This is a genomic window from Vibrio paracholerae, from assembly GCF_037672085.1.
Classification (GTDB): Bacteria; Pseudomonadota; Gammaproteobacteria; order Enterobacterales; family Vibrionaceae; genus Vibrio; species Vibrio cholerae.
In genome coordinates this window covers 144,654-159,711 of the sequence record NZ_JBBHLM010000003.1, presented here as the reverse complement: position 1 = coordinate 159,711, position 15,058 = coordinate 144,654, and the positions used below count along the sequence as shown (strand labels likewise).

Genomic DNA, 15,058 nt, shown 5'->3' with positions numbered 1-15,058 from the left:
CTCCCCTAAAAGGGGAGGGAAGAAATTGCCCCTAGATACAAAGTAACGATTAACGTTTCTGTTGAGGAGTAAAGTGGTGATGACTTTTCGGGATAAAAAAGAAAACCCCGGGGGCAAGCCCACCGGGGTTAGAGTCTTACTCGCAGCATTCCAGCTACTAAAAGGTGCTCCCTGCATCTAATCCTTGATAGTACGCTGCAATCCGTCAGCTCAATCCTTGCATCGCCATCCTAGCGGTGTCCTGTGTCTTCCATTACAACTCACAATCCTAGCGAGTTCACATCACTTGTTCCTTGAGCGGTGTCCCTGCCATCATCCTGATGTTCAGTCCTTGCCTCGTCCAGAGGTGTCCATTTCCCATCCTTGTCGTTACCATCCTAGCAACGATTGCGTCCGTTCAATGTCCAATTACGCTTTCCTTGCCGAGCATTCATCCTGAATGTTCGATTCTTCTTCCTGAAGATCACCAATCCTTGGTGCTTTCCTGTTCCGTGTCAGTATCCTTCCGACGAGATTCATCTTACTGAGCTGAGCTTTCTGAACAAGCAAATCGAAGCGATTTCTTGATGTTCGAAATAATGAAATTTTGAACATTTTATTTAAAAACAATTATTTAAGTTGTTTTTGTCAGTGTTTTTTATCGCAGAAAGCGAATTTGTCCTACCGCTTTGTAAGAGATCTCGCACAGCATGATCGGCCAAAGTCGGATCATAGCCATCCGAAGGTTTGTGCTATAGCGCGGCTTGCTTGCCATAAAATCACGCCACCGGCCAAGATAAACACCGCAGCGCATATGCTATCGACGGATCGCGTAATGCGCTGCATACGTTGTTGCATGGCAGACGTGGTAAGCAGCCAAGCTAAACAGGAGAACCAAGTTAGGGATAAACCAGCTAAAATCAGGGCGGCACTCACTTTACCAGACACGGACATGCTGGCTGGGATCAGGCTAGATAACAGGCTGACAAAAAATACGAGAGCTTTCGGGTTCAAGAGATTGGTCATCATGCCTTTTGTGAAGGCTTGACGGCGGTTGCCGAGAATGGAGAGCGCAGGGCTATGCGTCGGTGTGCTGGCATTTTTTTGCGCCACCACTGATTGCAAAGCGCCGACCCCCAGATAAAGCAAGTAGCTGCCGCCAGCCAGTTGTAACAGGTTAAACAGCATTGGCTGCTGTTTGACTAAGTAGCTAATGCCGGTCAGGCTCAAAATCAAATGGATTAAAATGCCGCACGACAAACCTAACGCGATCATCACGCCAGTTTTACGCCCGTGCTGTGTGGCGTTTTGCACCACTAAGGCGACATCAGGCCCTGGGCTTAATAAGGCAATAAAATGCACACCGGCTAAGGTGGCTAAAATGGACATTTCGTTCATGCTTTCTCCTCACATTATTCACGGAGTATGCCGCGCGGCGAGCGCGAGGAGCTTGTAAATTTTTGACAGCGTGGTTAAGAAAAGCGAGTGATCAAAGAAGGCGAAAGGCCATAAGTGGCTTTGAAGGCTTTACTGAAATGGGCCTGATCGTAAAAGCCGACCTGATACGCGACATCTGTACCTGGTTTGCCACTTTGCAGCAGTTTCATTGCTTGCTCTAGGCGTAGCCGCCGCAACCAAGCGTAAGGCGTGAGTCCTGTTTGGGCTTTAAAATGGCGCTGAAATTGAGTTGGAGAGAGTTGGCACAATTGCGCTAACTGTTCGAGCCGGATTGGTTGGTCAAGCTGGCTGAGTACCCACTCTTTGAGTAGAGCGAGATTGTGTTGACCGAGTGGTTTTACGGCGGGCTGTTTTAGGTAGCTATAACGCTCAAGCAGCGGAGCAAAGCCTTGATAAGGTAAGCAATCTTTGGCGAGCTGGCTGAGGTTGTCCTGTCGCAGCAAATGGTGAAGTTGCTGCAAGGAGTGAAATAGGGTCGGGTCTTGTACAATCAACTGCTCAAAGCCGATCACTTGCTCAATCTGGTTGGCTTCGAGCGTCTGCTGTAACCATTCAGGTTCAATGGAGAACACTTGCACTTGATAGCCCGTATTACTGTGCGCGTGACCATCATGCAACTCATCGGGTGACATCAATACCACGCCACCTTGTCCCACTTGATGCCAAGCCCCTTGGTGATAAAAACGTTGCACACCTTGGGTGATAAGGCCGATATGGATATCCAGATGATAGTGACGCTCAAACGCAAACTGGCGATAATCTGCTTCAATCAGACTGATCGCGGGGTAAGCGCTGGGGCGATAATTCACTGTATCTTTCACTTTGTCCTTCACTTTATCCATTAGAGACCTAATGTATAGACACCGAATCTAGAAAAGCCAAAAAGTCGGCTAGATTGGTGCAAGCTTAGGCAGTCACGCTTCTTCTGTCTTGTAAAAAATGATCAGTCTCTTCGTGCCCGTCTTGCTGCGTGCCCTGTTTTTAAACCATCAACACTGAAGATGACCAACGCACTCCAAATAAAAGCAAAGGTGATCGCTTTATCGCTGGTAAAGGCTTCACCGTAGACCAGAACTGCGAGCAAAAACATCAAACTCGGGCCGATATATTGGAAAAACCCAAGCGTTGAGAGTTTGAGACGCGCCGCGGCTCCGGTAAAACAGAGCAGGGGCAAGGTAGTCACGACGCCAGCGCAAACCAAGAGCAGATTGAGTTGCCAAGTGTTGAGTGCCATATCACTGGTTGGCGTATCGGCGAGCCAGATTAGGTAGATGGCGGCGGCGGGCAGCATAAACAGGGTTTCAAGGAACAAGCCTGTTTGCGCATCGACTTGGATCTTTTTACGCAGCAGACCATAAAAGCCAAAGCTGGTGGCAAGGGCAATCGCCACAATCGGCACTGAGCCAAACACCACTAACTGAATACCCACGCCAATCGCGGCAAGCGCGACCGCAAACCACTGCAATTTACGCAGGCGCTCGCCGAGAAACAGCATGCCGAGCAGCACGTTGAGTAGCGGATTAATGTAGTAGCCCAAACTGGCATCCAGCATATGGTTGGCGTTGATTGACCAGATAAAAATCAGCCAGTTACCCCCCACGAGCAAAGCGGTCACTAACAGCAGCCAAAATTTACGTGGAGTGTGTACTACGCCAACGACGCTGCGCCAGCGACGACCGAGGTGAATCAGCACTGCGAGCAACACAAATGACCACACCACTCGGTGGCTAAGGATTTCCAGCGCGGATACGGCGCCAAGTGCTTTGAAATAAATCGGCGCAATGCCCCACATGGTGTATGCGCTGATCGCGAGCAAAATTCCTTTTTTGGCATCTTGTTGGTCGGGTGTCATGAACAACTTCTCTGGTTATGGTGATGACCGCTTTGGCGGCGGTAGCAGCGAAGTATAACCTGAGAATAGTACACTGTACGTATTTTGCGGTTTTATTCACCGAGTAACCCCTCTACAATAGCCAGCTTGTTGGCGACTGATGAATCACACTTTGCACTCTATCGATATGACCGCGACTTTAATGGCTGAATCTTCTGCTCTCTTTGTCACTCCTGAACGTGTTTTGCACGAGGTGTTTGGCTATCAGCAATTTCGCGTCGGTCAGCAAGAGGTGATTGAGGCGGCGCTGGCTGGGCGTGATAGCTTGGTCATTATGCCGACTGGCGGTGGTAAATCGCTCTGTTACCAGATCCCTGCACTGGTGCTGAAAGGGGTCACCTTAGTGATTTCTCCCCTGATTTCGCTGATGAAAGATCAGGTTGACCAGCTTAAAGCCAACGGTGTCGCCGCCGAGTGTGTCAATTCCACCTTGGCGCGCGAGGAACTGATCGCGATTTATAACCGCATGCATGCTGGCCAGCTCAAGCTGCTGTATGTGTCGCCAGAGCGGGTATTGACCGCCGAGTTTATCGAACGGCTCAGCCATCTGCCGTTAGCCATGATTGCGGTCGATGAAGCGCACTGTATTTCGCAATGGGGACACGATTTTCGCCCTGAATACGCCTCATTAGGCCAGCTTAAGCAGCGTTTCCCGAATGTGCCAGTGATGGCGCTGACGGCGACTGCGGATGACGCGACGCGTCACGACATTATGCAGCGTTTGCAGCTCAATGAGCCGCATCAGTATCTGGGCAGCTTTGATCGCCCGAACATTCGCTACATGCTGGTGGAAAAACATAAGCCGGTTTCACAAGTGATCCGTTATCTGGAAACTCAGCGTGGGCAGTGCGGCATCATCTATTGTGGTAGCCGTAAAAAAGTCGAAATGCTCACCGAAAAGCTGTGCGGCAACCACATTCGCGCCGCCAGTTACCATGCCGGGATGGATGCCGATGAACGCGCTTGGGTGCAAGAGGCGTTTCAGCGTGATGACCTGCAAATTGTGGTGGCGACCGTGGCGTTTGGCATGGGGATTAATAAACCCAACGTGCGCTTTGTGGTGCATTTTGATATTCCACGCAACATTGAATCTTACTATCAGGAAACTGGCCGCGCAGGGCGTGATGGCCTGCCTGCTGAAGCCATGATGCTGTACGACCCTGCTGACATGAACTGGCTGCGCCGCATGCTGGATGAAAAGCCCGATGGCGCGCAAAAACAGGTCGAAAGCCACAAGCTCACCGCCATGGGCGCGTTTGCTGAAGCGCAAACTTGTCGCCGCCAAGTGTTGCTCAATTATTTTGGCGAATATCGCGATAAGCCATGTGGTAACTGCGATATCTGCCTCGATCCACCCAAGCGTTTTGATGCCACGGAAGAGGCGCGCAAAGCGCTGTCGTGTGTCTATCGCGTCAATCAAAACTTCGGGATTGGCTATGTGGTGGAAGTGCTGCGCGGCATGCAGAACATCCGTATTCGCGAGCATGGCCACGACAAAATTACCACCTACGGCATCGGCCGCGATCACAGCCACGATTACTGGGTGAGTATTTTCCGCCAACTGATCCACAAAGGCATGCTCTACCAAAACATCACGCGCAACTCGACGCTGCAACTGACCGAAGAAGCGCGCCCCTTGCTGCGCGGTGAGATGAATATTGAGCTGGCGGTACCGCGTTTAGATACCGCGGCGCGCGCGGCGAAATCCGATAAGTTGTCGGGCAAAAACTACGACAAAAAGCTATTTGCCAAACTGCGTAAGCTGCGTAAATCGATCGCCGATGACGAAGGGTTGCCACCGTATGTGGTGTTCAGTGATGCCACCTTGATTGATATGGCGGAGATCATGCCGACCTCTTATGGCGAAATGTTGGCGGTGAATGGGGTTGGGCAGCGCAAGCTGGAAAAATACGCCGACCCGTTTTTGGATCTGATTCAGGAGCATTTGACCTATCATGGCTGAGTTTGGTTTAGGTGAATACCTTGCCGGCGAAGGACGCTTGATTGTGCGCGCCGAAAACTTCGATTTTGAGGCTTTTGCTGAAACCGCTTGGCGTTTGGTGAACCTGCTTTCCGCTCGGGTGTTGGAAAAGCAGTGCGATGCAGATCTACACACTTGGCTAATTGATTTTGAAGGCTGCCATTTACTGCTGCGCGGCGAGCATTACAGCCAATCATTGTGGCTAGAAACCCTAACCGCAGGTCAGGGTGATGAGGAGCTGGCGTTTATTGCCAAGCTCTTGCCGCCGACCTGCAACGCCAAGTAGTTTGGGTATAGGTATCACATTCAACGCATCTGGCGAATGTCGGAAGAAATGTCATCGATCAACTGCCGTGCGGACGTTTCACGCTGCTGAGTGAGGGTGATAAAAATCAGGTCGGTCAGCACGTTTTGCGCGGTACGCGAAGCAATCGCAGAGCTGCGGTGCTGCGTTTCATCGGCAATCGTATCCAGTGCCAGATCGGCCAGTTCACGTAAGCGATTTTTGTTCGGTGTAGTTAGGGCAATCACTTTCGCGCCTTGCTGTTTGGCCGCTTGTGCTGCAATCAGAATTTCGCGCTTTTCTCCCGAAAATGAAATCGCAATCAGCACATCTTGGCTATGTAAGGTGCGAGCGGTCGCGATCTGCACGTGGCTATCTTGCTCCGTGAGCGCGGTAATGCCGAGCTTGAGTAGCTTAAATGCGAGATCTTTGGCGACCAGTGCTGAGCCACCAATTCCGATGATCTGTACCCGCACCGCTTGCTGAATCCAGCTGATCGCCTCACTAAACTCATCCAAACGCAGGGCATTGGTGGTGTGAAACATCGCTTCGGTTTTGGTTTGCACCAGTTTTTGGGCAATTACGGCCACGGGGTCATCGGCCAAGATGTTGCTGTGTAAAGGCTGGTTGACCATGACTTGTTTGCGTCCCAGCTCTTCGGTGAGGGCGAGTTTAAATTCGCTGTAGCCTTTAAAACCAAGCCGTTGGGTAAATTTGACTATGCTCGATTGGCTCACATTGGCCCACGCCGCCAAATCTTGGCTGGTCATCGCTGCCGCCTGCGCCGCATTGGCGAGAACCCAATCACCAATCTGGCGGCCACTCTCGGAAAGTTGGGTGCGACGGCTGACGATGCGTTGTAGTACGGACATTTTTTACACTCCTTATGAATAAATTATTCCATTGTAGGAATAATGCCTGCCACGCGTCACTCTTTCTCAATCAATGGCTTCATGGTTGAACGTTTATTTTTCTCGATGCTTTTCACGATTATTCCAAAAAACGCCTGCTTAAAGAATAACCTTAATTGTGATTCCTATCACCAAAATGGAATATTTTATTCCATAGAATCGCCTCAATTCGAAATTTGCCGAGAAGCCTTATGAAGATTGATTTAACCCGCTTAGTGACCGAAAGCCGTAATCCAGCCAGTGAGCAGATTGATACCTTGTCCACGTTGGACATGCTGCAAGTTATCAACCAACAAGATCAGTTGGTCGCCTTGGCGGTCGCGCAAACCTTGCCACAAGTCGCGCAAGCGGTGGAAGCGATTACCGCTGCTTTTGCTCAAGGTGGACGCTTGATTTATATGGGCGCAGGTACGTCAGGTCGTTTAGGCATTCTTGATGCGAGTGAATGTCCGCCGACCTACGGTAGTAAGCCTGATCAGGTGATTGGTTTGATCGCTGGTGGACACACGGCGATTTTGAAAGCGGTCGAAAATGCCGAAGACAACCGCGAGCTAGGCCAAAGCGATCTCAAGGCCCTGAACCTTAATGAAAAGGATGTGCTGGTTGGCATCGCGGCCAGTGGACGCACCCCTTATGTGATTGGGGGAATGGAGTACGCGCGCTCAGTCGGTGCCACCGTCGTGTCACTGGCGTGTAATCCGGGCTGCCCGATGGAGGCGTGCGCCGATATTGTGATTACCCCGGTAGTGGGTGCGGAAGTGGTTACTGGCTCATCACGCATGAAAGCGGGCACTGCGCAGAAACTGGTGCTCAATATGCTGACCACGGGCGCGATGATCAAAAGTGGCAAAGTGTTTGGCAACTTGATGGTGGATGTGGAAGCGACCAATGCCAAGCTCATCCAACGGCAAACCAATATTGTAGTAGAAGCGACAGGCGTAAGCGCTGAGCAAGCGGAAGCGGCATTGGCCGCGTGTGGTCGCCACTGCAAGACTGCGATTTTGATGATTTTGGGGGGTTTTAGCGCAGAGCAAGCCGCACAAAAACTGGCGCAGCACCAAGGCTTTATCCGCGCAGCGCTCAACCAAGAATAAACAGCAGAGAGAAGGAGCCGATGATGGTCAAAATAACCCAAACCATGATGGCACAGGTGCTGTCTCTGGTGGGCGGCAGTGGTAACGTCGCCAAATGTGGTAACTGCATGACTCGCTTGCGTTTAACGCTGAATAATTCTGCGCTCGCCGATCATGCGGCGTTGAAAAAAATTTCCGGAGTGATGGGTGTGGTTGAAAGTGACGCGCAACTGCAGATCATCCTCGGTCCCGGTAAAGCACAAACGGCCGCGGATATGATGAATGCCTTGATTGAATCGGGCGACAACGTGGCACCTTCAGTGAGCGAGGCGGATCTCTCCACGATTGCCGCGCAGCAGAAAAAGCAGATGAAGAGCAAGCAAACCAGTGCGGTACAACGCTTTTTGAGCAAGTTTGCCACCATTTTTACCCCGCTGATCCCCGGATTTATTGCCGCAGGCTTGCTACTTGGCATTGCGACTCTGCTTGAGCAAATCTATGTGGTTGGCCAAACCCCGAGCGAGTTTATGCTCGATCTGGTGGCTTACCTAAAAGTGTTTGGCAAAGGGCTGTTTGCGTTTCTCAGCATCTTGATTGGCTATAACGCGCAGCAGGCATTTGGCGGCTCTGGCGTGAACGGGGCGATTCTGGCTTCGCTGTTTGTACTCGGTTATGACCCAGAAGCAACCAAAGGCATTTACTCGGGGATGAGTGAGTTCTTCGGCTTTGCAATTGACCCGCGTGGCAACATCATCGGGGTATTACTGGCAGCAATTTTAGGCGCGCAAGTGGAACGTAAAGTGCGTGAATACATGCCGGATGATTTGGATATGATCCTGACTTCGGTGGTGACTTTGCTGATCATGGGCGCGGTGACTTTCCTCATCATCATGCCTATCGGCGGTGAGCTGTTTAAAGGCATGTCATGGCTGTTTTTAAACCTCAACGATAACCCACTCGGTGCTGCCATCTTGGCCGGTTTGTTCTTAATCTCGGTGGTGTTTGGTATTCATCAAGGTTTTGTGCCGGTTTATTTCGCGCTGATGGAAGCGCAAGGCTTTAACTCACTGTTCCCGATCCTTGCTATGGCGGGTGCTGGGCAAGTCGGTGCTTCACTGGCGCTGTACGCGAGAGCCAAAAAAGAGACCACGATTCGCACTCAAATTAAAGGGGCGATCATCCCAGGTATTCTCGGCATTGGTGAGCCACTGATTTATGGCGTGACGCTACCGCGAGTGAAACCTTTTGTCACCGCCTGTATTGGCGGTGCGGCGGGCGGCTTCTTCATCGGCCTCATCTCTTATTTAGGGCTGCCGGTTGGCCTCAATACGGTGTTTGGCCCATCCGGTGTGGTGGCGATTCCTCTGATGACTTCAGCCGACGGTATTTTTGCGGGTATGGCGGTATTTGTCGGTGGTTTGCTCATCTCTTATACCGTTGGCTTTGCTGCTACCTACTTCTTCGGTTGTAAAGACGTCGATCTGAGCTAAGTGGGTTCCCTGTAGGTTATCCCCTTAACGGATGGGGGATAGTAAAAGCGCCCAATCTAGGGCGCTTTCTTTTCAACGATTCAAGTTTTTCAACGATTCAAGACGCTACTTCTTGGTGATTTTATCTAAGTAGCCCATCGCAAAAGCCGATACCACAAAAGTAATGTGCAGCAGCAAGTACCATTTGATTTTGTCACTTTCGATGTTTTCGGTATTCATAAACACTTTGAGCAGATGAATGGATGAGATGGCCACAATCGAAGCAGATACTTTGTTTTTCAGCGAGCTGGTATCAAGCTTGCCTAGCCAACCGAGTTTATCTTCGCTCTCATCGACATCGAGTTTAGACACGAAGTTCTCATATCCGGAAAACATCACCATCACGATAAGGCCGCCCACCAGCGACACATCAATCAAAGAGAGTGCGACTAGGATCAGATCCACTTCTTTGATGGTAAAAATGTTTGGCAGTAGGTGGAAAATTTCTTGGAAGAATTTAATGCCCAGCGCGAGCAGCAGCAGGCTTAAGCCAAGATAAATCGGCGCCATAATCCAACGTGAAGAATAGAGAAGTTTTTCGATCAAACGTTCCATAGGTTTCCAAGTGCTAAGAGGTTAGGGGATGAAATAAAGCCCCGAATCAACGAGGCTTTAAGGGTTATTCGATGTTTTGGATCTGCTCATTGAGTAGCGGCCTAGACCCTAACAAACTCAATGAGTTATCGAAAAGAAACCGATCAAAAATGCCTGTTTGCCCACCAAACTGCCCACCACTTGCCTATGGCTTTTACTAAATCTTAGTGGTTAGCAATGGAAAAACAGTGCCGTTTTTATGCTGCTGTTAGAGCTAAAACATAGCAGTTTTGAAGGGCTTTATCGAGTGATTTTTTCAACACTTAATTTTATTATGGATATAATAATATCCAATTTATGTTTTATTTTGCTACTATGGATATAACTGTATCCATTTGGTTGTTTCGGATGAATTTTACCTTACTTGATGATACCGATGTAAGCCAAGCCTATGCGGCTTATCTGCGAGAGTTACGAAAGCAGGCAAAACTGTCACGAGCGGCGCTTGCTGAGCGAAGCTGTGTACCTGCGGCCACCATTAAGAAATTTGAGCTAACTGGGCAAATTTCATTTCGCCAATTGCTGTTGCTATGGCAGACCCTTGATTCGCTAGATAGGCTTTATCAGCTCACACAGCCTAGCAAAGAACGCGCTGCTATACCCATGAGTATTGATGAGGTGCTAAAAGATGAGTTTTAAACCGATTCAAAAACTCACTATAACTCGTACGTTAAGCTCAGGTGAACAGATATCTGTTGGAGTCTTGGCGCAGAATCGGCAAGGCGTTTTTTTTCAGTATGTTGACGACTATTTGCAGCAGTTTGGGAATTTATCACCTTTTACTTTGCAGGCGAATGCGCAAGTTCAAGCCGCGCCTAAAGCACCGCACCAAGGTGTACATGGCGTATTTGGCGATTGTTTACCTGATGGCTGGGGCATGCTGTTGCAAGATCGTATTTTCCGGCAAAAGGGCATCCTGCCTAATCAATTAACAGCGATGGATAGACTGGCCTTTGTCGGTGTTAAAGGCATGGGAGCATTGTCTTTTTCTCCGGTGTCTGAGTTTTCAGCCACGACGAACGCGGATATTGATTTAGCGACGTTAGGCTTAGAAGCACAAACGTTGTTCGATTCTTCGATGTCAGAGTATATGGATGATAATCACGATGAGTTAGATGGGCATACTCAACAGGTGTTGGCTGCATTGGTCGCGGGTGGTAGTTCGGGCGGGGCAAGACCAAAGGCGCAGATTTATATGCCTGCCGGGGAAACTAAGCATTGTCGAACTTTTGCACAGCCCGGTGATGAAGCTTGGCTGATTAAGTTTACCTCGAAAAATTTAGCGCTCGGGCATGAAGAAGGTTTGTGTGAGGCGGTGTATTTGCAAATGGCCGAGCAAGCTAAGTGCCAACCACCAGTCTGGCAACTCATTGAAGCACCTTCTACAAGCGGTGCGCCTGCTTGGTTAGCACTCAAGCGTTTTGATTATGTCACTGAACAGGTCGACTCAGGCAGTCAACTCAGTGCAGGTCGATTACATATGCACAGCGTTTGTGGGCTGCTGGATGCAGACTTTCGAACGCCAAGTTTAGATTATATTGACTTGATCAAAGCCAGCCGTCAGTTGTGTAAATCTCCTGCTGCTGGGCAGCTGCAATTTCGCCGTGCCGTTTTTAACCTGCTGTCGTCTAACCAAGACGACCACAGTAAAAACTGGGCGTTTTTGCAAGCGGATGACGGTCAATGGAATCCTGCCCCTTTTTACGATGTTACCTACAGCCCACATCCATTCAACGAACACGCCACTGCGTTCGGAGGTTATGGTAAAGCGCCACCGCTTAAGGTGATGCAAAAACTTGCTACCAGTGCTGGCTTTGCGAATTGGCATGATGCAAGGCAAGTCATTGAAGAAGTCGCAGAAGCCATCAGCCAATTTACGTATCTGGCACAGCAGCAAGGGATCGGTAAAACAACAGTGTCTGCGATTGCTAAGACATTGGATCAGCGCAAACAGGAAAATGCAGCGCTTTTTCAATGAAAGTAAAACAAACTTTTCAATTCACAATAAATACATAACAAGGTCATCGTGAGCGAATATCAATACTATAAATTTGAGCGTCTGGATGGGTATTTAGATGCTAAAGCACGTCAAGCACTCCGATCAATTTCAAGCCGTGCCGAGATCAGCGCTACGTCCTTTCAGGTGTATTACACCTACAGTGACCTAAAGGCGGAGCCTTCTGAGCTGATATTAAAATACTTTGATATTGGTTTTTACTATGCCGATTGGGGCTCAATCGATGCCTACATCAAGCTACCAGCAGGAACGCTCCCTGAAGCTTTACTTGGCTTTTCAAGTGATGGGCTTCATGTTCACGAAAACGATGAGTGGCAGTTGCTGATTTTTTCACTTGAGGAGTATGACGAATATTTTGACGATGAGCATGCCGACGACTTTTTCCAGTATTTAGCTGGGTTACGCTGCGGGTTAATGCAAGGGGATTGGCGCCTTGTGTACTTCATGTGGCTCAAAGCGTTTGATTTTAATGATGACGTTGAGCAAATGCCGTTGATTCAATTCGATTTTGAACATCTCAGTGAAGAGTTGCAGGCATTTGCGGCACTGTATGATATTCCCTTAGCATTGGTTAAGGCGCTCGCTATGGTGCTGAGCGAACAACCCAGTCACCAAGCCAAACAAACTCAGCTTACGCTTGATGCGTGGCTCCATAATCTCTCGGAAGCAGAGAAAGACACGCTATTACGCACGTTGTTTGAGCAAGGCCAGCTTACACGTCACCAAGCCTTAGCGCTGACGCGAAAAGAACCTGCCAACACAGACGAGATCTATCAATACTGGTTAACCCCCGCCGTCATTTCTCCTTTCATTGAGCAAGCGCAAAGTCAATTACAGCAAGAGCAAGCCGCAGCACTCGCAAAAAAATTAGCCATCGAAAAAGCGGAAAAAGAAAAAGCGTTGACGGATATCTACAATCAGCGTGAGCACTACTGGCAGCAATCACAAGAGCAAGCGGATCGAACTTGCGCTAGTGGTTACGATGCGGCATCACGCTATCTGCATCAGCTGTTTGATGCCTATCAGTTCAAAGCGGATGAAGCGGCGTTTGAACAACGTTTTAAGCGCTTTGTTGTGGCGAATAATAGCCGTAAAGCGCTGTTAAATCGGTTGAGTGATTTGCTTAAACGATGAGGCAAGAGACTGGCCAAATGACGTTAGCAAAAAACTGATTGAGGGTTAATTGAAGGTTGTAAGCCCGCCAAAAGGTCTACAAATTGTTACCCATAAGGTAACTTTGTGAGACCTCTAACCGCTGCATTTATCCATTCAGTAAAATACACTGACGAGTACTCAACTTGCATTTCACACTTTTACGCGCAGAAAAGTGCGGATTTTTACATTTTTATGCGCGTAAAAGTGTAATTTGATTGCCTTTGGCATTCAGGGATTCACATCATCGCCTTGGCCAACGCGCAAACTAAACCTAAAAGTAGGATATAAATCCAATTATATTGAGTAAAATGGGAATATAGTCCCACATGTAAACTGTTGGAGTTGCTTGGAGTTCAAGGTTGGACTATATTCCCATTAATGGTTGAATAATGGGAATATAGTCCCTTTGGTTGGTGATATGGCTAAGCGTGACTTACACAATGTATTGTTTCCAAAGCAGCGCAAAATCCTGACGCAGTTTGGTGAAGACTTGCTGTTGGCGATGAAAAGACGTGGTTTTACCAAAAAGCTGCTGTGTGAACGTACTGGTTTTGACCATAAAACCGTGAACAAAGTCTTCGCAGGTGATCCGGGTGTTGCCATAGGCACTTACTTAAAGGTGATGGCCGTTCTTGGCATGGAAAGCAACTTTGCAGAAATGGCCGCTCATGATGAAGTGGGCATCAAGCTGCAAAACATAAAATTGCTGGAAGGTTCAAGATGAGCCGTGAAATCGTCGAAGTCTATGCCGACTGGCAGCCAATTGAGGCGCCTTTGCTGATAGGGCGGCTTTCTTACAGCGATTCAAGCCGAGGTGGCGTGTTTAGTTTTGCCTACGATAAAGCATTTTTAACTTCAGCCTATCGCTTGCAAATTGATCCCATCCTGACCCTCCACTCCGGTGAACTCTACAACGATGAAGCCGATAAAAACTTCCGTGCATTTCTTGATTCATCGCCCGATAGATGGGGACGTATTTTAATGCAGCGGCGTGCGGCCATTGAAGCACGCAAAGGCATTCGAGCAACAAGTCGATTAAATGAATTGGATTACTTGTTGGGCGTGCACGACTCTTACCGGATGGGTGGTATTCGATTTAAGCGAGCAGGCTCGGCTGCTTTCTTAGATGACAATTCTGAATTTGCTGCGCCGCCAATGGCTTCTTTGCGAGAGCTAGAGCACGCAGCAATGCAGATTGAAAAAGACGATAACATCGACAGTGACGAGTATTACCGCTGGTTGAAAATGCTGATTTCTCCAGGCTCATCATTAGGTGGTGCAAGGCCCAAGGCTTGTGTGACAGACGAACAAGGCCACTTGTGGATTGCCAAGTTTCCCAATCTAAATGACACCCATGACGTGGGCGCGTGGGAGATGGTCTGCTATGAATTGGCGCTGGCGGCAGGTGTTGACATGTTTCCAAGTGAGATTAGGCAATTTTCGTCACAGCATCATACCTTTTTAACCAAACGGTTTGACCGCGACGGTGAAAAGCGGCTGCATTTTTCATCGGCCATGACACAGCTTCAATACTATGATGGTGAACAATCTCAAGGTGCCAGCTACTTAGAAATTGCTGAATTTATTTCCAATTCTGGTGCACAAACCGAAGCTGATTTAGCACAGTTATGGCGACGTATCGTGTTTAATATTGCGGTGTCCAACACGGATGATCACCTGCGTAACCATGGATTTTTATTAACCAAGAAGGGCTGGAAGTTATCACCCGCTTATGATTTAAACCCGATAGTGGGTAAGCATGGCCTGCATCTGAATATTACCGATACAGACAACGCTTTAGACTACCAGCTAGCCTTTGATGTGAAAGACTTCTTCCGACTTTCGCAAATCCAAGCCACGCAAATTTACGATGAAGTATTAATGGCGGTTAAGCAATGGCAAACCGTTGCTAAGCGCCTAGGGATCAGCCGAGCAGAGCAGGCCATGAAAGAATCGGCGTTTAACGTTTAATGAGTCAGTGAAACTATATTTTCAATTCTTAGCATATAGAGAAGTTATAGTTTCACTTTTATGTTTTGCCTCACTCTCCATGTGTTTTAACACACCTCTTACCCCTTGGGCTTTTGGGGCAGTATGGGCAAAGCCTTAATTCATGCCAGTTAGCCACATACTAACCCTGCCCACAGAGCATTAATTACTTGGGGCACTCTCTACAAACTGGGGCAA

The 15,058-nt window shown here is 48.7% G+C and carries 14 protein-coding genes; 9 read left to right on the top strand and 5 right to left on the bottom strand.

The features are described from left to right. Positions 1–708: 708 nt before the first annotated feature. From R4537_RS18035 to rarD, 3 genes are all read right to left on the bottom strand, one after another. Positions 709–1,377, bottom strand: coding sequence for a LysE family translocator (locus R4537_RS18035; protein WP_071178130.1), 669 nt, complete (start codon positions 1,375–1,377; stop codon positions 709–711). Between the two features lie 74 nt (positions 1,378–1,451). Beyond that, the gene (locus R4537_RS18030; RefSeq protein ID WP_071178131.1) at positions 1,452–2,279 is read right to left on the bottom strand and encodes an AraC family transcriptional regulator; all 828 of its coding nucleotides are present in this window, start codon (positions 2,277–2,279) and stop codon (positions 1,452–1,454) included. A 101-nt stretch (positions 2,280–2,380) separates the two neighbouring features. Next, positions 2,381–3,229, bottom strand: a complete 849-nt coding sequence (gene rarD / locus R4537_RS18025; RefSeq protein ID WP_029628108.1) for an EamA family transporter RarD — start codon at positions 3,227–3,229, stop codon at positions 2,381–2,383. A 226-nt stretch (positions 3,230–3,455) separates the two neighbouring features. Here rarD and recQ point away from each other — a divergent pair, with 226 nt between their 5' ends. After that, positions 3,456–5,291 carry an ATP-dependent DNA helicase RecQ gene (recQ, locus tag R4537_RS18020; RefSeq protein ID WP_071178179.1) on the top strand — a complete coding sequence of 612 codons (1,836 nt, stop codon included), beginning with the start codon at positions 3,456–3,458 and terminating at the stop codon, positions 5,289–5,291. Beyond that, a complete protein-coding gene (locus R4537_RS18015; RefSeq protein WP_071178132.1) occupies positions 5,284–5,595 on the top strand; it encodes a DUF3630 family protein in 312 nt (103 codons plus the stop codon). The genes recQ and R4537_RS18015 overlap by 8 nt, the downstream gene beginning before the upstream one ends. Before the next feature lie 20 nt (positions 5,596–5,615). On the opposite strand, the gene R4537_RS18010 is transcribed toward R4537_RS18015, so the two are convergent. Then, a complete protein-coding gene (locus R4537_RS18010) occupies positions 5,616–6,464 on the bottom strand; it encodes an SIS domain-containing protein (protein WP_071178133.1) in 849 nt (282 codons plus the stop codon). Between the two features lie 230 nt (positions 6,465–6,694). Between R4537_RS18010 and murQ the strand changes: the two genes are divergently transcribed. Continuing rightward, entirely contained in the window at positions 6,695–7,597 is a 903-nt protein-coding gene (murQ, locus tag R4537_RS18005; RefSeq protein ID WP_071178135.1) for an N-acetylmuramic acid 6-phosphate etherase, read from the top strand. A 23-nt stretch (positions 7,598–7,620) separates the two neighbouring features. Then, positions 7,621–9,066 (top strand): PTS N-acetylmuramic acid transporter subunit IIBC, encoded by a 1,446-nt coding sequence (murP, locus tag R4537_RS18000; RefSeq protein ID WP_071178136.1) that lies wholly within the window; start codon positions 7,621–7,623, stop codon positions 9,064–9,066. Between the two features lie 105 nt (positions 9,067–9,171). Here murP and R4537_RS17995 read toward each other — a convergent pair whose 3' ends face one another. Beyond that, positions 9,172–9,660 carry a TIGR00645 family protein gene (locus R4537_RS17995; protein ID WP_000440285.1) on the bottom strand — a complete coding sequence of 163 codons (489 nt, stop codon included), beginning with the start codon at positions 9,658–9,660 and terminating at the stop codon, positions 9,172–9,174. A gap of 387 nt (positions 9,661–10,047) precedes the next feature. On the opposite strand from R4537_RS17995, the gene R4537_RS17990 reads away from it, so the two are divergent. From R4537_RS17990 to R4537_RS17970, 5 genes are all read left to right on the top strand, one after another. Further along, positions 10,048–10,338, top strand: a complete 291-nt coding sequence (locus R4537_RS17990; RefSeq protein WP_071178137.1) for a helix-turn-helix domain-containing protein — start codon at positions 10,048–10,050, stop codon at positions 10,336–10,338. After that, the gene (locus R4537_RS17985) at positions 10,328–11,677 is read left to right on the top strand and encodes a type II toxin-antitoxin system HipA family toxin (RefSeq protein ID WP_071178138.1); all 1,350 of its coding nucleotides are present in this window, start codon (positions 10,328–10,330) and stop codon (positions 11,675–11,677) included. The genes R4537_RS17990 and R4537_RS17985 overlap by 11 nt, the downstream gene beginning before the upstream one ends. Before the next feature lie 48 nt (positions 11,678–11,725). Further along, on the top strand, positions 11,726–12,850 hold the full coding sequence (locus tag R4537_RS17980) for a hypothetical protein (protein ID WP_071178139.1): 1,125 nt from the start codon (positions 11,726–11,728) through the stop codon (positions 12,848–12,850). 439 nt (positions 12,851–13,289) lie between these two features. Then, positions 13,290–13,595 carry a helix-turn-helix domain-containing protein gene (locus tag R4537_RS17975; protein ID WP_071178140.1) on the top strand — a complete coding sequence of 102 codons (306 nt, stop codon included), beginning with the start codon at positions 13,290–13,292 and terminating at the stop codon, positions 13,593–13,595. Further along, positions 13,592–14,842, top strand: a complete 1,251-nt coding sequence (locus R4537_RS17970) for a type II toxin-antitoxin system HipA family toxin (protein ID WP_071178141.1) — start codon at positions 13,592–13,594, stop codon at positions 14,840–14,842. The genes R4537_RS17975 and R4537_RS17970 overlap by 4 nt, the downstream gene beginning before the upstream one ends. The last annotated feature ends 216 nt before the right edge of the window (positions 14,843–15,058 follow it).

Excerpts from the sequence above, each read along its gene's own strand:
- murQ (WP_071178135.1), top strand. The coding sequence starts at position 6,695 with ATGAAGATTGATTTAACCCGCTTAGTGACCGAAAGCCGTAATCCAGCC.
- R4537_RS17970 (WP_071178141.1), top strand. The coding sequence starts at position 13,592 with ATGAGCCGTGAAATCGTCGAAGTCTATGCCGACTGGCAGCCAATTGAG.
- R4537_RS18015 (WP_071178132.1), top strand. The coding sequence starts at position 5,284 with ATGGCTGAGTTTGGTTTAGGTGAATACCTTGCCGGCGAAGGACGCTTG.
- R4537_RS17985 (WP_071178138.1), top strand. The coding sequence starts at position 10,328 with ATGAGTTTTAAACCGATTCAAAAACTCACTATAACTCGTACGTTAAGC.
- R4537_RS17975 (WP_071178140.1), top strand. The coding sequence starts at position 13,290 with ATGGCTAAGCGTGACTTACACAATGTATTGTTTCCAAAGCAGCGCAAA.
- recQ (WP_071178179.1), top strand. The coding sequence starts at position 3,456 with ATGACCGCGACTTTAATGGCTGAATCTTCTGCTCTCTTTGTCACTCCT.
- R4537_RS18030 (WP_071178131.1), bottom strand. The coding sequence starts at position 2,279 with ATGGATAAAGTGAAGGACAAAGTGAAAGATACAGTGAATTATCGCCCC.
- R4537_RS18010 (WP_071178133.1), bottom strand. The coding sequence starts at position 6,464 with ATGTCCGTACTACAACGCATCGTCAGCCGTCGCACCCAACTTTCCGAG.
- murP (WP_071178136.1), top strand. The coding sequence starts at position 7,621 with ATGGTCAAAATAACCCAAACCATGATGGCACAGGTGCTGTCTCTGGTG.
- rarD (WP_029628108.1), bottom strand. The coding sequence starts at position 3,229 with ATGTGGGGCATTGCGCCGATTTATTTCAAAGCACTTGGCGCCGTATCC.
- R4537_RS18035 (WP_071178130.1), bottom strand. The coding sequence starts at position 1,377 with ATGAACGAAATGTCCATTTTAGCCACCTTAGCCGGTGTGCATTTTATT.
- R4537_RS17995 (WP_000440285.1), bottom strand. The coding sequence starts at position 9,660 with ATGGAACGTTTGATCGAAAAACTTCTCTATTCTTCACGTTGGATTATG.
- R4537_RS17990 (WP_071178137.1), top strand. The coding sequence starts at position 10,048 with ATGAATTTTACCTTACTTGATGATACCGATGTAAGCCAAGCCTATGCG.